The organism is Mesorhizobium sp. USDA 3734, assembly GCF_056279665.1.
The window spans coordinates 3,247,201-3,261,292 of sequence record NZ_JBWCCW010000001.1 but is presented as its reverse complement, the minus strand read 5'-3'; the positions used below and the strand labels follow the sequence as shown (position 1 = coordinate 3,261,292).

The following is a 14,092-nucleotide window of genomic DNA, read 5'->3' as shown; positions in this document are numbered from 1 at the left end:
TCAATACATATCGGATGCGTGCCAAAAAGGGTACAATTTGGAATTCTGGTAGAAAGAAAATGAATACAATCACGACAATCCGTCATTCTAGCGCCGCGTTATCAGGCCAATCGACACGCCCATCGGACCGGAGCGGCTTTGTCAGCCGTCTGGTGCGTCTGGTCAGATCGCTGGCGAGATGGATCGACAGCCTGCTGGATCGCCGCCGCAGCCGGCTGGCGCTGCTGGAAATGACTGACGATCAGCTCAAGGATATTGGCGTCTCGCGCTGCGATGCCCATCGCGAGGGCATCAGGCCGTTCTGGGACTGAAGGCTAACGGAGTTTTGAAGCTCTGGTGCGTGCAATGCCACGGTCCGCAAGGACGGCGATCACGCACAGCACGAGAAAAAGTCCGGTGATGGCGGCTGCCGAAATGGCGACGCTGATCGCGCCATTCTTGGCGACATCGAGGAAGGGGTAGGGCACCTCGCCGGCAAGCGGCGCCCGTACCAGCGCATAGACCAGATAAGCGACGGGATAGAGCATCCACCAGGAAATGTCGCTCCAGCGCGTCCGGCCGTCAGCGCCTGATATCAGCCACCACAGCAGGAACAGCACCGGCGTCACATAATGCAGCAGGACGTCGCAGAGCAGGAACAGTCCCTGCGGCTGCCAGAGCTGTGCCAGGACCGTGGCATAGATGATGAAGACCAGCGCGATCGAAACCGCAACACCGGCCCGCATCCGTGTCCCGGCGAAGGCCGGCAGCCAGGCATAGCCAGAGGGCGACAGCAGCGACGTGTACACCAGCACCGCGCCGATGTTGGTCAGGATGGTGAAAAAGCTGAAAACGAAAATGATTGAGCCGAGCAGGCTGCGGCCGGCTTCCATCGACGCCGGAATGCTGATGCAGAACTGCAGGACGAGTCCTGCCAGACCGATGACCAGACCTGCGATCTGCAGGAACCGGCCCATGGCTAGGCCGTCGCGGCGCAGGCCGGATTGCCGGCTTGCCAGCGGGCAATGTCCGAGCCGATGCGGGCGCCAAGCGGATCGTTCATCAGCGGTCCGAACACGTCGACGCGGCTTGAATTGCCTTGCGCCTGCACGACCAGCAGCGGCTTGCCGCCATAGTGCTTGGCCGGCACCAAAAGGAAACGCGGCGTGCCGCTGAACGAATTCAGTTCATTGGCCATCTGATATTGCTTGAAGGCCGGATCCTTGCTGGCGATCCAGCATTTGTGGGCCGCGATCGCCACTTGTTCCATGGCCAGCAGCGCCGCACTTTTGCCTGACGGGACAGGCGTGCTCTTAGGGGTCGATTGGCAGGATGCGAGCGCGAAACCCGCGGCGGCAACCAGCGCGATCGTCTTGCTCCTGATCAAGCGGCACCCATCTCAAGTTCGGACAGAAAGATCTTCAAACCGTCGGTCATCTCGCCCCACACCCGCGACAATGCCGGATGCTGCGAGGCGATCTGCTCATAGGCATCGAATTTGGGATAGGCGTCGAGCAGGTCGTGACGTCCTGTCATGGCGCGGAAATTGTTGAAGATGAACCGCGTCGGTGTCAGCCAGGCATCGGCGAAACTGATGTCGTCACCGAGCGCGAAGGGCCCTTGCGCCATGCGCGCCTCGATTGCCGCCAGTCCGTGATGCAGGCGGGCGAACTGGGCGTCGATCTCGGCAGTGTTTCGCTTCGGTACGAAATGAAGCTCGAAAAGCTTCATCGTCGGGGTCAGCACATCGAGATCGGTAATGCGGGTGAACATGCGCACCAGCGCGCGGTCCTTGGAATCCGGCGGCAGCAGCGCCGGTTCCGGAAACCGTTCCTCTAGATATTCGGCGATGACCACCGATTCTACAATCGTTTCGCCCGAACCGGTGATCAGCACCGGGATCCGATTCATCGGCGAGATGGCGCGAAACGCTTCAGGGATCGGAAAACCAGGTGGCGGCGCGATGATCTTGAGCGGCACGTCCTTTATATAGGCCAGTGCCCGCACGATCGACGAGTAGGGCGACAACGGCCGCGAATAGAGTTTCATGAGACCGTCTCTCTCCCCAATGAATCGGACTTGCCCCGATAAAGAGACAGGAATGTCCGGTTGTTTTCAAGCTGTTCGCTTCGATGACGTCAGGCAGCGATGCCAAGCGCGCTTTCGAACAGTCCACGGCCATCCGTGCCGCCATGGGCTGCTTCGATCAGGTTTTCCGGATGCGGCATCAGGCCGAGCACATTGCCGCGCTCGTTGATGATGCCGGCAATGTCGTTGATCGAGCCATTGGGATTGGTGCCGTCGGCATAGCGGAACACCACCTGGCCTTCGCCCTCGAGGCGGGCAAGTGTGTCGGCGTCGGCGAAGTAGTTGCCGTCATGATGCGCGACCGGCGAGCGGATGATCTGGCCTGGCTGGTAGCGGCGGGTGAACATGGTGTTGGCATTGGTGATCTCGAGCTTCACCTGCCGGCAGACGAACTTCAGCGAGGTGTTGCGCATCAAGGCGCCCGGCAGCAGGCCAGCCTCGACCAGGATCTGGAAACCGTTGCAGACGCCGATGACCGTCACGCCCTGTGCCGCCTTTTCAGCCACCGCCCGCATGACAGGCATGCGCGCGGCGATCGCGCCGCAGCGCAGATAGTCGCCGAAGGAGAAACCGCCCGGAATGGCGATCAGGTCGACATCGGGGATTTCTGTGTCGGTCTGCCAGACGGTGACCGGCGGCGTTCCCGAAATCTTGGTCAGCGCCGCGATCATGTCGCGGTCGCGGTTGAGGCCAGGCAGGAGGACGACAGCGGATTTCATTTCGGTTCGTAGGGCCTCTGTGCTTCGGCGAGTTCTCGCAGGTCGAGACGACGTTCTATGCGTTCAAGGGGGTCGTCGTGGCGGGCAAGAATGCCATAGATGTTGTGAATATCGCTTTGCATCGCGACCATATGGCCTCGAAGCACGTTCAACTCTCGCGTCACCTCGGAAACATCCTGACGAAGCTCACCCATTTCGTGATGCACGCGCTTCAGAAGCTCGAACATCAGCTCATTCGTGACTTCCGGCATAGTGCCTCCGACACAACCTCAGGTAAGTGTCACACTATAATTCTCAATCACCGTATTCGCCAACAGCTTGTCGCACATGGCTTTCAGGTCAGCTTCGGCCTTGGCCTTGTCGCTTTCCGCCAGTTCGATGTCGAACACCTTGCCCTGCCGCACCGCGCCGACGCCACCAAAGCCCAGGCCGGACAGCGCGTGTTCGATCGCCTTGCCTTGCGGGTCGAGCACGCCGTTCTTGAGGGTGACGGTAATGCGGGCCTTGATCACGCTGGACATGCTCCTGTTCTGACTATCGGGTTGCAAGCCGCTGTCAGTGCGGCTTGCCTTTGATGCCTTCGGTCGAGGCGACGAGCACCGGACCGGTGGGGCGCGGCGGCTCGTTCTCGTTCATGATGCCGAGGCGGCGGGCGACTTCCTGGTAGGCTTCGACGAGGCCGCCCATGTCGCGGCGGAAACGGTCCTTGTCGAGCTTGTCCTGTGTCGCCACGTCCCACAGTCGGCACGAATCAGGCGAAATCTCATCGGCGACGACGATGCGCATCATGTCGCCCTCGAACAGGCGGCCGCACTCGATCTTGAAGTCGACGAGCTGGATGCCGACGCCCATGAACAGGCCGGAGAGGAAGTCGTTGACGCGGATGGCAAGCGCCATGACGTCGTCGATCTCCTGCGGGCTCGCCCAGCCGAACGCGGTGATGTGCTCTTCCGAAACCATCGGATCGTCGAGCGCATCGGCCTTGTAATAGAATTCGATGATCGAGCGCGGCAAAACCGTGCCTTCCTCGATGCCGAGACGCTTGGACAGCGAACCGGCGGCGACATTGCGCACCACCACTTCGAGCGGAATGATCTCGACTTCCTTGATCAGCTGCTCGCGCATGTTCAGCCGGCGGATGAAATGGGTCGGGATGCCCATGCGGTTGAGATGGTTGAAAATGTACTCGGAAATGCGGTTGTTGAGCACACCCTTGCCGTCGATGACTTCATGCTTCTTCTTGTTGAACGCGGTTGCATCATCCTTGAAGAACTGGATAAGCGTGCCCGGTTCAGGTCCCTCATAGAGGATCTTGGCCTTGCCTTCATAAATGCGGCGGCGATTTTTCATCTGATTTTTCTCTGGGGTTCCGGACAGGCGGTATCAGACCATTTCCTGTCCGTCTGCCTGAAATAGTGCGGCTACGGTAGGGTTCAATGCCGGGTCTATCCCAATCACATCGTTTGCTCAATCGGCAAATCCTTCCAATCAACCGCTTTCGGGACCGAAATGCCGCAGCGCAGCATGCGATGAAGCGTATTGACCGGCCCGCGACCTTTTGGTTTGTGCTTTGGCAACACACATATGCACTGCCAACGAATCGAATTTGACCCGGAGGGACGCCATGAGCAGCATGAAGGATCGCGAAGAGGGCTTTGAGCGCAAATTCGCTTTCGACGAGGAACTTCGGTTCAAGGCCTCGGCGCGCCGCAACAAGGCGCTCGGCCTGTGGGCCGCCGAAAAGCTTGGAAAGTCGGGCGCCGACGCCGACGCATACGCCAAGGAAGTGGTTGTTGCCGACATCGAGGAAGCTGGCGATCACGACGTTTTCCGCAAGATCCGCAAGGATTTCGATGCGGCCGGCGTCGACCAGTCGGACCATCAGATCCGCCGCACCATGGACGAACTGATGGCGCAGGCGATCGAGCAGATCAAGAACACCTGATTCGGCCAAGCAGGTTCCGCAAAAGTGTCCCACGGTTTTGCGCCAGAGAACCTGCGACAGACAGAACCTGCGACAGACAAAGAACAACTGGACCAATCGACCGCCCGGCCTATCCGGGCGGTTTTTCTTTGCCTTTGCCGCGGTTTCCGGCTGAACTGCGATCGTTAACAAGGAAAGAGTCTATGTCCCTGAAGTCTCGCCTGGCGGCCGATGAAACGCTGTTCACCGCATGGTCCGGTGTGCCGGATGCCTTGACCGTCGAAATCGTCGCCAAGCAGGGTTTCGATGCCGTCACGCTCGACATGCAGCATGGCGGTCATCACGAGGACAGCGTGCTGCGTGGCCTGGTGCCGGTGCTCGCTGCCGGCAAGCCGGCGCTGGTTCGCATTCCTGTCGGCCGTTTCGACATGGCAAGCCGCGCGCTCGATTTTGGTGCCGAGGCAGTCATTGCACCGATGGTGAATTCGGTCGCCGACGCAAAACTGTTCGCCGCTGCCATGAAATACCCGCCGCTCGGCGAGCGTTCCTGGGGTCCGACCTATGCTTTTCCGCGTCACGGCAAGGGCGACCAGGCTGAATGGCTGCGCGACACCAACCAGCGCACCATGGCTTTCGCCATGGTCGAGACTCGTGCGGCCCTTGACGCGCTCGATGGCATCCTCGACACGCCGGGCATCGACGGCATCTTCCTCGGCCCGTCGGATTTCTCGATCGCCTGGAGCAATGGCGCCACGATCAATTCGACGCTGGAAAGCATGATGGAGACCGTTGCGTCGGTCGCCGAGCGCACTCGCAAGGCCGGCAAACATGCGGCGATCTATGTCGTCGAGCCGGCAATTGCCGGCCGTGTCGTGTCGATGGGCTACCGCCTGCTGGCCATGGGCTCGGAACACGCGCTGATCGGGCTCGGCGCAAAAACCCTGATCAAGAGCGTCCGGGATTCGATCGGCTCCTGAAGAGTTCAGGCCTTCAGATCCGTGAGGAATTTGGCGAAGGTCATCGACCCTTCGGGCCACGGACCAAAGCCCGAATCCGCGTTGAGATGACCGGTCTCGCCGGCATCGATGAACAGCGAACCCCACGCCCCGGCAATGTCCTCGGCCACATCGAAGGCGCAGAACGGGTCGTTGCGGCTGGCGATCACGATGGACGGAAAGGGCAGCGGCTCGCGCGGGTAGGGGCCGAAGGTCATCAGATGCCTCGGCTTGATCTTTGGATTGGCGACATCGGGCGGCGCCACGAAGAAGGCCCCGGCAACCAGTTTCCTGAACTGCGGAATGGCTTGCACCGCCGTGGCGACACCGAGCGAGTGCGCGACCAGGACGACCGGCCTGTCAGCCTCGTTGACGGCCTTGGCCACGCTCGCCGTCCAGTCCTCGCGCACCGGCTTCGACCATTCCGTTTGCTCGACGCGGCGCGCCGTCGACAGCTTCGACTGCCAGCGGCTTTGCCAATGATCGGGGCCGGAATTGGTGTAGCCCGGCACGATGAGGATATCTGCTTCCTTGACCTTCATGGCGCTGAGATAGCGAGCGGCGTCGCTTCGTGCAACGGTCATCAACGGCACTCTTGATCACAATAGTGAACACGATGTTCGCTTCTTCGCGTCTTGTGTGAACGATGCCGATGGACGATTTGTGGTTGGAACAGAAACAGCCGTGTGCGGGAACCCGGATATTGGAACTGACACGACGTATGATGATCGGCGGCGCGGGGCTTGTTGCCTTTTCACCGCAGGCCGGTCGAACGGAGCATCTGATGAGTGAACTGCCTTTTGCCGCCACCACCCCGGTCAGCGTTGCCCGCGTCGGGTTGAAGGCGCGCGACGCCGAAAGTCTTGCCGCATATTATCGCAAAGTCGTCGGTTTGCAGGAATTGAGCCGCGCCGATGGTGCGATTATGCTGGGCGCCGCCAACCGTCCGCTGCTGGTCATCGAGGCCGATCCTTCGGCCAAGCCGGATGATCCGCGTAGCGCCGGCCTGTTCCATACGGCCTTCCTGCTGCCCAGCCGCGCCGATCTCGGCCGCTGGATCAACCACGCCATATCAGACAAGATCGCTATCGAGGGCGCTTCCGACCATCTGGTCAGCGAAGCGCTGTACCTGACCGACCCGGAGGGCAACGGCATCGAGATCTACGCCGACCGCCTTCCAAAGGAATGGAAATGGAATGGCGACAAGATCGCCATGGCGACCGAGCGGCTGAACATCCCCTCCGTCGTTGCCGAAGTGCCTGCGGGTGATGCAGGCTGGCAGGGCGCGCCGGAAAACAGCATTGTCGGCCATGTCCACCTGCGCGTCGGCAGGCCGGAAGACGCCGAAGCCTGGTGGAACCAGGAATTTGGCTTCGACACGGTGGCCAAATATGGCGGCCAGGCGGTGTTCCTGTCGTCGGGCGGCTATCACCACCACATCGGCGCCAACGCCTGGCAGAGTTCGGGCGCCGGCCGCCGCGATTCCACCCGGTCTGGTCTGGCCTGGGTCGAAATGCGTTCAGACAATGTGACCAGCCCGGTAACCCGTGAAGATCCCTGGGGCACGGTGATCAGGACTGTTCCCGGCAAGGCTTGATTGCCGGTTCGGACAGAGCGTCTTTCTCCCCGTATAGTGACGGGGAGAAGGAAGCTCCTCAGGCTTCGCCGAACACCCGCTTGAAGATCGTGTCGACATGCTTGGTGTGATAGCCCAAGTCGAATTTCTCGCGGATCTCGGCTTCCGGCAGCGCTGCGGTCACTTCCTTGTCGGCCAATAATTCCTCAAGGAAATCAGCGCCTTGCTCCCACACTCTCATGGCGTTGCGCTGCACCAGCCGGTAGGAGTCTTCGCGCGACAGGCCGGCCTGAGTCAGCGCCAGCATGACGCGCTGCGAATGCACGAGACCGCGGAACTTGTTCATATTCTTCAGCATGTTCTCGGGATAGACGAGCAGCTTGTCGATGACGCCGGTCAGCCGTGACAGCGCGAAATCGAGCGTCACCGTGGCGTCCGGCCCGATCATGCGCTCGACCGAGGAGTGCGAGATGTCGCGCTCGTGCCAGAGCGCCACATTCTCCATCGCTGGCAGCGCCATGGAGCGCACCATGCGGGCAAGCCCGGTGAGGTTTTCGGTCAGCACCGGGTTGCGCTTGTGCGGCATGGCCGACGAGCCTTTCTGGCCCGGCGAAAAATACTCTTCCGCTTCCAGCACTTCGGTGCGCTGCAAATGCCTGATCTCGATCGAGAGCCGTTCGACCGACGAGGCGATGACGCCGAGCGTGGCAAAGAACATGGCGTGGCGGTCGCGCGGGATCACTTGCGTCGACACCGGCTCGGGCTTCAGGCCGAGCTTTGCCGCCACATGTTCCTCGACATAGGGGTCGATGTTGGCGAAGGTGCCGACCGCGCCCGAAATGGCGCAGGTGGCGATGTCCTCCCGCGCATGCACCAGCCGCTCGCGGCACCGCGAGAACTCGGCATAGGCCTGCGCCAGCTTGACGCCGAAGGTGGTCGGCTCGGCATGGATGCCGTGGCTGCGGCCGATGGTGACCGTGTCCTTGTGCTCGAAGGCGCGGCGCTTGAGTGCTGCAAGCAGACCGTCGATGTCGGCGAGCAGGATGTCGCTGGCGCGGGTAAGCTGTACCGCAAAGCAGGTGTCGAGAACGTCCGACGAGGTCATGCCCTGGTGGATGAAGCGGGCGTCCGGTCCAACGAATTCGGCAAGATGGGTCAGGAAGGCGATGACGTCATGCTTGGTGACGCGCTCGATCTCGTCGATCGCCTCGACATCGAATTTTGCAGCACTGCCCTTTTCCCAGATGGTCTTTGCCGCTTCCCTGGGGATCACCCCGAGTTCGGCCAGCGCGTCGCACGCATAGGCTTCGATCTCGAACCAGATGCGGAACCGGGTTTCGGGCGACCAGATGGCGACCATTTCCGGCCGGGAATAGCGAGGGATCATCGGTCAGTCCTGACGTATCGAGAAGTTTGCCCGCGTCCTAACAGAGGCGGACAAAATGCTCAACGCTGCTGGCGCGCAAACCAGACGCCCGCGGCAAACAGGGCGACGAAACCCAGCGGAAAATAAAGCCGGATGCCCAGCACCACGAATTGATAGAGCGCGATCAACGTCGTGAAGATGAATTGGAGAGCCCAGGTGTGGGTGAAAGCAGGTGCGTGCCACTCGGCATAGTAGGAGCGGTACTGCAGCGCAAACAGCCCGCCGGTCAGGCCGACCGTTGCGGCGGCGAGGCACACGAAAGCCGCCGCGAAAGCGACTTCCCAGCGCCTCCCCTGCGAGACCAGCCGCGCCGCAAACAGGCCAATCGGAAAGGCCAGCGCAGCTCCCACTGCGAACAGCACGGTGACAATGCGGATTTTCGCCGGCGTCTCCCAGTCGTCCAAAAACAGCGTGACGAGCGCACTGGCGCCCATCGTCACCGCCCACAACAAGGCGCCGACAAGCGCCGTGCGCGGCGTCGGTATGGCGCGGCGAAAGCGGTTCAGCGCACGATCGCGCGTGGCGGGTTGAACAAGCGGTGTCACAGCCGGCCGGTCACCGCGATCCAGCGAAAGTCAGGCCCCTCGAAGCCGTATTGGCGCACCGCATAGGCGCTGAGGCTGTCCATGGAAAAGGTCTGCACAGCGCCGATGCGATAGCCGTTCGGGCAACCCCGGCTTTTCGGTATCGCCTTGTCCTCGTGCAGCAGCTTGGTGGTGCCGCCATCCTGCGCCTCGATGCGCAGCAGCCGGAAGCCGTTGATCTCGCCCTGGCTCTCGCAGCCCTCGGTGTTGTTCATGCCCAGTTCGTCAAGGCGGAACTCGAGCGGTGGGTCGACCGGCGAAAAGATCGGGCGCGGGTTGACCGCCATCCGGTGCGGATCGGCCGAAAGTTCGGTCACCGGGTTGAAACCGGCGGTGATGCCGCGGTTGGCGCTCAACTCGGCTTGACTGACAATGGCTTCGCCTTTTTGCCGGGCCTGAAGGCGCGCCGCGTCCAGCTTGGCATTCTCGTCCTCGAGCCGGACCCGGATCGGCGTGCCCTTGAGGAAGCTGTCGGTGCTGGTGTCGATGTAGTAGCGGTTGGCATAAGGAAAGCCCGATCCATCCTGCACACCATATTCTTCGAAAGCGAAGACGCCGCCGTCCTTGGTGAAGCCGAGGATTTCAAGCTCGGCGACATCGCCGGCCCGTGCGGCGATCGAGGTCGCAAACTGTGCAAGCAGGCCAACGGCAAATAGAAAGAGCATTCGCATTGGTCTTCACCCCGTGATCGTCTCAATCCACTAGCACGGAAGAATCAAAACGTCGTGCAGTGCGAAAGCCGATGCATCCAATCGGCCCGTCATTTGTTAATGTCGGCAGTCCCAATGGAGAACCACCATGACCGACACCAGCAAAATTCGCGAGCATATGGAAGTCGTCGGCGCCGATGGCGTGCATGTCGGCACTGTCGACAAGGTCGACGGCCAGCGCATCAAGCTGACCAAGGCCGATAGCGGCGAGGGCGCTCACAAGGGCCATCACCATTACATTCCCCTCAGCCTGATTGCCGAGGTCGACGGCAAGAAGGTCTGGCTGTCGGCGAATTCCGATGTCGCGGTGACGTTCGAGGAAGAAAAGTCCGATCCGGTCTGATCACCCCCTTCGCATCATCCCAAGCGTGATGACCAGACCGGAAACAGATCGTTTTCGGCAGGCGTTGCCGTATAGACGCCGCGGCTGATGGCCCGCGCCATCGTGGCGCCGGCTGTGGCGTAGAGGTCGATTGCGGCATCGGCGGAAAGTTCGATGCCGCTTGTGCCCGTCGCCAGCGCGAACACAAGGTCGCCGTCTGCCGGCGTGTGCGTCGGCCAGATGGCCCGCACGAACCCGTCATGCGCCGATATCGCCAGCCGTTTTGCCGCGGCCTTGGTGAGAACCGCATCGGTGGCAATGACGGCGATGGTCGTGTTGCCGCCGGTCTCCATCTGTCTGCCAACGTGTTTGTCGCGATATTTCAAAAGGATTTGCTTCGCGTCGTCCGGCATCGGTGAGGGATAGCCAAGCCCACCGAATTCGTCGCCGATTTCGAACGGTGCCGCCCAGAAATGACGGGTTCGGCCTGTTGTCACCGAGCCGGTCGGATTGACGGCGGCCAGCGCGCCGACGGTAACGCCACTGTCCAGCAGCGTCGAGGCAGAGCCGAGGCCGCCCTTCAGCCCCGAGGTTAGCGCGCCGGTGCCGGCACCGACCGTGCCGAGCTGGAAATCGGCGGTGGCGGTTTGCGCTGCTTCATAGCCAAGCTCGCGGTAAGGCGGATAACGACCCCAATCCTTGTCACCGCCATTGCGCAGGTCGAACAGGATCGCCGACGGCACGATCGGCACGCGAAAGCCACCGACCTCCAGGCCGATGCCGCGCTCACGCAGCGCCGCCTGCACGCCGGATGCCGCGTCGAGGCCGAAAGCCGAGCCGCCAGAAAGCACAATGGCGTGCACCACCTCGACCGAATTGTGCGGCTCGAGTAGATCGGTTTCGCGGGTACCCGGCGCACCGCCCAGGATCTGAACGCCGGCCACCGTCGGCGCATCGCAAAGGATCGTCGTGATGCCGGATTTCAGCCTGGCGTCGGACGCGTTGCCAACGCGCAGGCCGGCAACGTCGGTGATCAGGTTGCGTGGGCCGGTGCGAAACATCAGTTGCTTTCCAAAGGTGCAAAACGCGTGCCGTCGAAGCGGAAGACGCGGTAGGGGCTCTGGCTGAGATCGCCTTTTGCGTCGAAGCGGATCGGCCCGATCGCAGTGGTGAAATCCTGTCCGGTCAGGGCTTCAGTCAGCGGCTTGCCCGCGCTTTCGGACAAGCCTGACGCCGCTTTGGCGACTTCGACCGCCGCAAAGGCGGGCAGTGTATAACCGTCAGGCACGATCTTCTGCGTGGCAAAGGTAGCCAGCACTTTTGGATCGGCGACATCAGCCCATTCCGGCGGTGCGATCATCAGTGTGCCCACGGCATAGGGCACGTCGCCGGGCGGTGTGCGCAGATTCTCGCCGCCGGCAAAGATGATGCCCGCCTGGAGCTGTGCGGCATCGCGGCCCATGATGGCGATGTCGTCGCCGTCGCCGCCGGCAAAAACACGCGTGGCGCCGGCCTTCTTCAGCCGGCCGATCATGCCGATCTGATTATCGAGCTGTGGCCGGAACGTGTCGACGAACACCGGTTTCAGCGCCGCCTGTTCGGCCGCTGCGCGGAACGTCTCGGCGATCTCGCGGCCATAGATGGTGCCGTCGTCGATAATGGCGAACAGCTCATTCTGCCACAGATGGGTGAGGGCGGAGGCGACGGTGTTGCGCTCATCGTCGCCGCGTGGCCCGAGGCGATAGACCGGCCAGCCAGTCTTGGCGCGGCGGTCGGTCAGGCTTTCGGTTCGCACGCCAACGGTGATGACCGGAATGTTGGCGTCCTTGAGGATCGGCATCGCCGCCTCGATCGCCTCGGTGCAGAGAAAGCCGACCACGATATTGACCTTGGCTGTGACGAATTCCCTGGCCGCCGCGGCGCCGCCGCCGGCGGTACAGGAATCATCCAGGGTCTTCAGTTCGATGCCGTTCGCTTCGGCCGCCAGACTGGTGCCGGCTTCGATCTGCTTGCCGAGGATAGCCGATGGTCCCGACAGGGGCGCGGCGACGCCGACCACCAGCGTCTGGGCATTCGCACCACTGGCCAGAAACAGCCAGAACAGCGCCGCAATTGTTCTTGTCCTGGGTCGCATTCGAGCGATGGGGTCCTCCGTGCCGGTCTTATGCTCCTGGCACTATTTGCCGCCAAGACCTAAAGGCTGCCCGGCCTTGGTGCAACACGCGAATTTCGGGATATGGCTCAGGCACTTCGCTTGTGGCGGGCTATGTCTGGCCATATATGTCGGTAGGATTCTGACCATGGAAAATTTCCGGTGCTGAAGAAGAACGACATTGGGCCGCAGGCCTATCGCGACGCGATGAGCCACTTTGCCGGCCACGTCCATGTGGTCACCACCGACGGGCCGGCTGGCAAGCGCGGCGCCACGGTGATCGCCGCCTGTTCGGTATCGGACACCCCGCCGACCATTCTGGTCTGCCTCAATCGTGAAAATCTGAAGAACGAGCCGTTCGTGAAAAACGGCAAATTTGCCTTGAATACGCTCGCTTCGCACCAGGAGCCGCTGTCGGTCGGCTTTTCCGGCATCACCGGCCTGCCGGTCGAGGAGCGTTTCGCGCTCGGCGAATGGGACGTGATCTCCACCGGCGCGCCAACCCTGAAGGGTGCGCTCGCCGTGTTCGACTGCGAGTTGATCGACACCAAGGACCTGGCCACCCATCGTGTGCTTTTTGGCAAGGTGACAGGCTTGCGTATGGGCGATAATTTGCGGCCGCTGATCTACCACGCCCGCGGCTACCACGTTCTGGAAAGCGGAGCGGCGGCGTTCACGGAGAAAGAATGACCGAGCTGAAACCGCGCGCCGCGCCGCGGACGATCGACGAGACGCTCGATCTCCTGACCGGCGCGGACTATGTGGCGGACCGGTCGCTGGCGACCGTGCTGTTCCTGTCGTTGCGCATGAAGCGACCGCTGTTCCTCGAGGGCGAGGCCGGCGTCGGCAAGACCGAGATCGCCAAGGTGCTGGCGCAGGCGCTCGGCCGCCGGCTGATCCGCTTGCAATGCTATGAAGGCCTCGACGTCTCGTCCGCCGTCTATGAGTGGAACTACGCCGCGCAGATGATCGAGATCCGCATGGAGGAGGCGGCCGGCAAGGTCGAGCGCTCCGCCATGGAGCGCAACGTTTTCTCCGAAAAATACCTGATCCGCCGCCCGGTGCTCGATGCGCTGACCGGCAAGGCCGGCGCTGCCCCGGTCTTCCTGATCGACGAGCTCGACCGCACCGACGAAGCCTTCGAGGCTTTCCTGCTCGAAATCCTGTCCGACTTCCAGGTGACTGTGCCCGAACTCGGCACCATCAAGGCGGAAGAACCGCCGATCGTCATCATCACCACCAACCGCACCCGCGAGATCCACGACGCGCTGAAGCGGCGTTGTCTCTATCACTGGGTCGACTATCCCAACGCCGAACGCGAGCTGGAAATCGTGCGCCGCAAGGTGCCGCAGGCCAACCAGCGGCTTTCGGCCGAGGTCGTCTCCTTCATCCAGAAGCTGCGCCAGATCGAATTGTTCAAGGTGCCTGGCGTCGCCGAAACCATCGACTGGGCCGGCGCGCTGACCGAACTCGACAAGGTGGCGCTCGATCCGGAAACCGTATCCGACACGATCGGCGTGCTGTTGAAATACCAGGACGACATTGCCCGCATCGAACAGGGCGAAGGTCGGCGCATCCTCAACGAGGTGAAGGCCGAGCTTTCGGCGGCGGAGTAGG

At 62.0% G+C, this 14,092-nt stretch carries 20 protein-coding genes; 7 read left to right on the top strand and 13 right to left on the bottom strand.

The genetic code is table 11. The features are described 5' to 3' along the window. Positions 1 to 59 precede the first annotated feature (59 nt). Positions 60 to 311, top strand: coding sequence for a DUF1127 domain-containing protein (locus tag ACZ89F_RS15855; RefSeq protein WP_476092842.1), 252 nt, complete (start codon positions 60 to 62; stop codon positions 309 to 311). A gap of 3 nt (positions 312 to 314) precedes the next feature. Here the strand turns inward: ACZ89F_RS15855 and ACZ89F_RS15850 are convergent, their stop codons facing one another. From ACZ89F_RS15850 to purC, 7 genes are all read right to left on the bottom strand, one after another. Beyond that, a complete protein-coding gene (locus ACZ89F_RS15850; protein ID WP_476092841.1) occupies positions 315 to 956 on the bottom strand; it encodes a Pr6Pr family membrane protein in 642 nt (213 codons plus the stop codon). Between the two features lie 2 nt (positions 957 to 958). Beyond that, positions 959 to 1,366 carry a hypothetical protein gene (locus ACZ89F_RS15845; protein ID WP_476092839.1) on the bottom strand — a complete coding sequence of 136 codons (408 nt, stop codon included), beginning with the start codon at positions 1,364 to 1,366 and terminating at the stop codon, positions 959 to 961. Next, the gene (locus tag ACZ89F_RS15840; protein WP_476092837.1) at positions 1,363 to 2,028 is read right to left on the bottom strand and encodes a glutathione S-transferase family protein; all 666 of its coding nucleotides are present in this window, start codon (positions 2,026 to 2,028) and stop codon (positions 1,363 to 1,365) included. Before ACZ89F_RS15840 ends, ACZ89F_RS15845 begins: the two co-directional genes overlap by 4 nt. A gap of 89 nt (positions 2,029 to 2,117) precedes the next feature. Then, positions 2,118 to 2,786 carry a phosphoribosylformylglycinamidine synthase subunit PurQ gene (purQ, locus tag ACZ89F_RS15835; protein WP_476092835.1) on the bottom strand — a complete coding sequence of 223 codons (669 nt, stop codon included), beginning with the start codon at positions 2,784 to 2,786 and terminating at the stop codon, positions 2,118 to 2,120. Next, complete coding sequence (locus ACZ89F_RS15830) at positions 2,783 to 3,037, bottom strand: hypothetical protein (RefSeq protein WP_476092833.1); 255 nt, start codon at positions 3,035 to 3,037, stop codon at positions 2,783 to 2,785. Before ACZ89F_RS15830 ends, purQ begins: the two co-directional genes overlap by 4 nt. Before the next feature lie 18 nt (positions 3,038 to 3,055). Next, entirely contained in the window at positions 3,056 to 3,298 is a 243-nt protein-coding gene (gene purS / locus ACZ89F_RS15825) for a phosphoribosylformylglycinamidine synthase subunit PurS (RefSeq protein WP_476097294.1), read from the bottom strand. 43 nt (positions 3,299 to 3,341) lie between these two features. Further along, positions 3,342 to 4,136, bottom strand: coding sequence for a phosphoribosylaminoimidazolesuccinocarboxamide synthase (gene purC / locus ACZ89F_RS15820; protein WP_056594372.1), 795 nt, complete (start codon positions 4,134 to 4,136; stop codon positions 3,342 to 3,344). 274 nt (positions 4,137 to 4,410) lie between these two features. Between purC and ACZ89F_RS15815 the strand changes: the two genes are divergently transcribed. Together ACZ89F_RS15815 and ACZ89F_RS15810 are read left to right on the top strand one after the other, a co-directional pair. After that, positions 4,411 to 4,731, top strand: a complete 321-nt coding sequence (locus ACZ89F_RS15815) for a DUF1476 domain-containing protein (RefSeq protein ID WP_183453072.1) — start codon at positions 4,411 to 4,413, stop codon at positions 4,729 to 4,731. Positions 4,732 to 4,913: 182 nt separating this feature from the next. Beyond that, positions 4,914 to 5,687: an HpcH/HpaI aldolase family protein gene (locus ACZ89F_RS15810; protein WP_476092831.1), complete on the top strand. Its 774-nt coding sequence runs from the start codon at positions 4,914 to 4,916 to the stop codon at positions 5,685 to 5,687. 5 nt (positions 5,688 to 5,692) lie between these two features. Here the strand turns inward: ACZ89F_RS15810 and ACZ89F_RS15805 are convergent, their stop codons facing one another. Continuing rightward, positions 5,693 to 6,247 (bottom strand): RBBP9/YdeN family alpha/beta hydrolase, encoded by a 555-nt coding sequence (locus tag ACZ89F_RS15805; RefSeq protein WP_476097293.1) that lies wholly within the window; start codon positions 6,245 to 6,247, stop codon positions 5,693 to 5,695. Positions 6,248 to 6,489: 242 nt separating this feature from the next. Here ACZ89F_RS15805 and ACZ89F_RS15800 point away from each other — a divergent pair, with 242 nt between their 5' ends. Then, positions 6,490 to 7,302 (top strand): VOC family protein, encoded by an 813-nt coding sequence (locus ACZ89F_RS15800; protein WP_476092830.1) that lies wholly within the window; start codon positions 6,490 to 6,492, stop codon positions 7,300 to 7,302. Between the two features lie 58 nt (positions 7,303 to 7,360). On the opposite strand, the gene purB is transcribed toward ACZ89F_RS15800, so the two are convergent. Genes purB through ACZ89F_RS15785 form a run of 3 tightly spaced genes read right to left on the bottom strand, consistent with a single transcriptional unit; the run spans position 7,361 to position 9,962 of the window. Next, positions 7,361 to 8,668: an adenylosuccinate lyase gene (purB, locus tag ACZ89F_RS15795; protein ID WP_127265981.1), complete on the bottom strand. Its 1,308-nt coding sequence runs from the start codon at positions 8,666 to 8,668 to the stop codon at positions 7,361 to 7,363. A 59-nt stretch (positions 8,669 to 8,727) separates the two neighbouring features. Beyond that, positions 8,728 to 9,252 carry a hypothetical protein gene (locus ACZ89F_RS15790; protein ID WP_476092828.1) on the bottom strand — a complete coding sequence of 175 codons (525 nt, stop codon included), beginning with the start codon at positions 9,250 to 9,252 and terminating at the stop codon, positions 8,728 to 8,730. Next, a complete protein-coding gene (locus ACZ89F_RS15785) occupies positions 9,249 to 9,962 on the bottom strand; it encodes a DUF2259 domain-containing protein (RefSeq protein WP_476092826.1) in 714 nt (237 codons plus the stop codon). Before ACZ89F_RS15785 ends, ACZ89F_RS15790 begins: the two co-directional genes overlap by 4 nt. Positions 9,963 to 10,089: 127 nt before the next feature. Between ACZ89F_RS15785 and ACZ89F_RS15780 the strand changes: the two genes are divergently transcribed. Next, positions 10,090 to 10,344 carry a DUF2171 domain-containing protein gene (locus ACZ89F_RS15780; RefSeq protein ID WP_013532118.1) on the top strand — a complete coding sequence of 85 codons (255 nt, stop codon included), beginning with the start codon at positions 10,090 to 10,092 and terminating at the stop codon, positions 10,342 to 10,344. A gap of 14 nt (positions 10,345 to 10,358) precedes the next feature. Here the strand turns inward: ACZ89F_RS15780 and ACZ89F_RS15775 are convergent, their stop codons facing one another. Further along, the gene (locus tag ACZ89F_RS15775) at positions 10,359 to 11,384 is read right to left on the bottom strand and encodes a P1 family peptidase (RefSeq protein WP_476092824.1); all 1,026 of its coding nucleotides are present in this window, start codon (positions 11,382 to 11,384) and stop codon (positions 10,359 to 10,361) included. Beyond that, on the bottom strand, positions 11,384 to 12,457 hold the full coding sequence (locus tag ACZ89F_RS15770) for a branched-chain amino acid ABC transporter substrate-binding protein (RefSeq protein WP_476092822.1): 1,074 nt from the start codon (positions 12,455 to 12,457) through the stop codon (positions 11,384 to 11,386). Before ACZ89F_RS15770 ends, ACZ89F_RS15775 begins: the two co-directional genes overlap by 1 nt. Positions 12,458 to 12,637: 180 nt before the next feature. Between ACZ89F_RS15770 and ACZ89F_RS15765 the strand changes: the two genes are divergently transcribed. Then, complete coding sequence (locus ACZ89F_RS15765) at positions 12,638 to 13,165, top strand: flavin reductase (RefSeq protein ID WP_127266049.1); 528 nt, start codon at positions 12,638 to 12,640, stop codon at positions 13,163 to 13,165. Further along, complete coding sequence (locus ACZ89F_RS15760; RefSeq protein ID WP_013532114.1) at positions 13,162 to 14,091, top strand: AAA family ATPase; 930 nt, start codon at positions 13,162 to 13,164, stop codon at positions 14,089 to 14,091. The genes ACZ89F_RS15765 and ACZ89F_RS15760 overlap by 4 nt, the downstream gene beginning before the upstream one ends. Position 14,092: the final 1 nt, after the last annotated feature.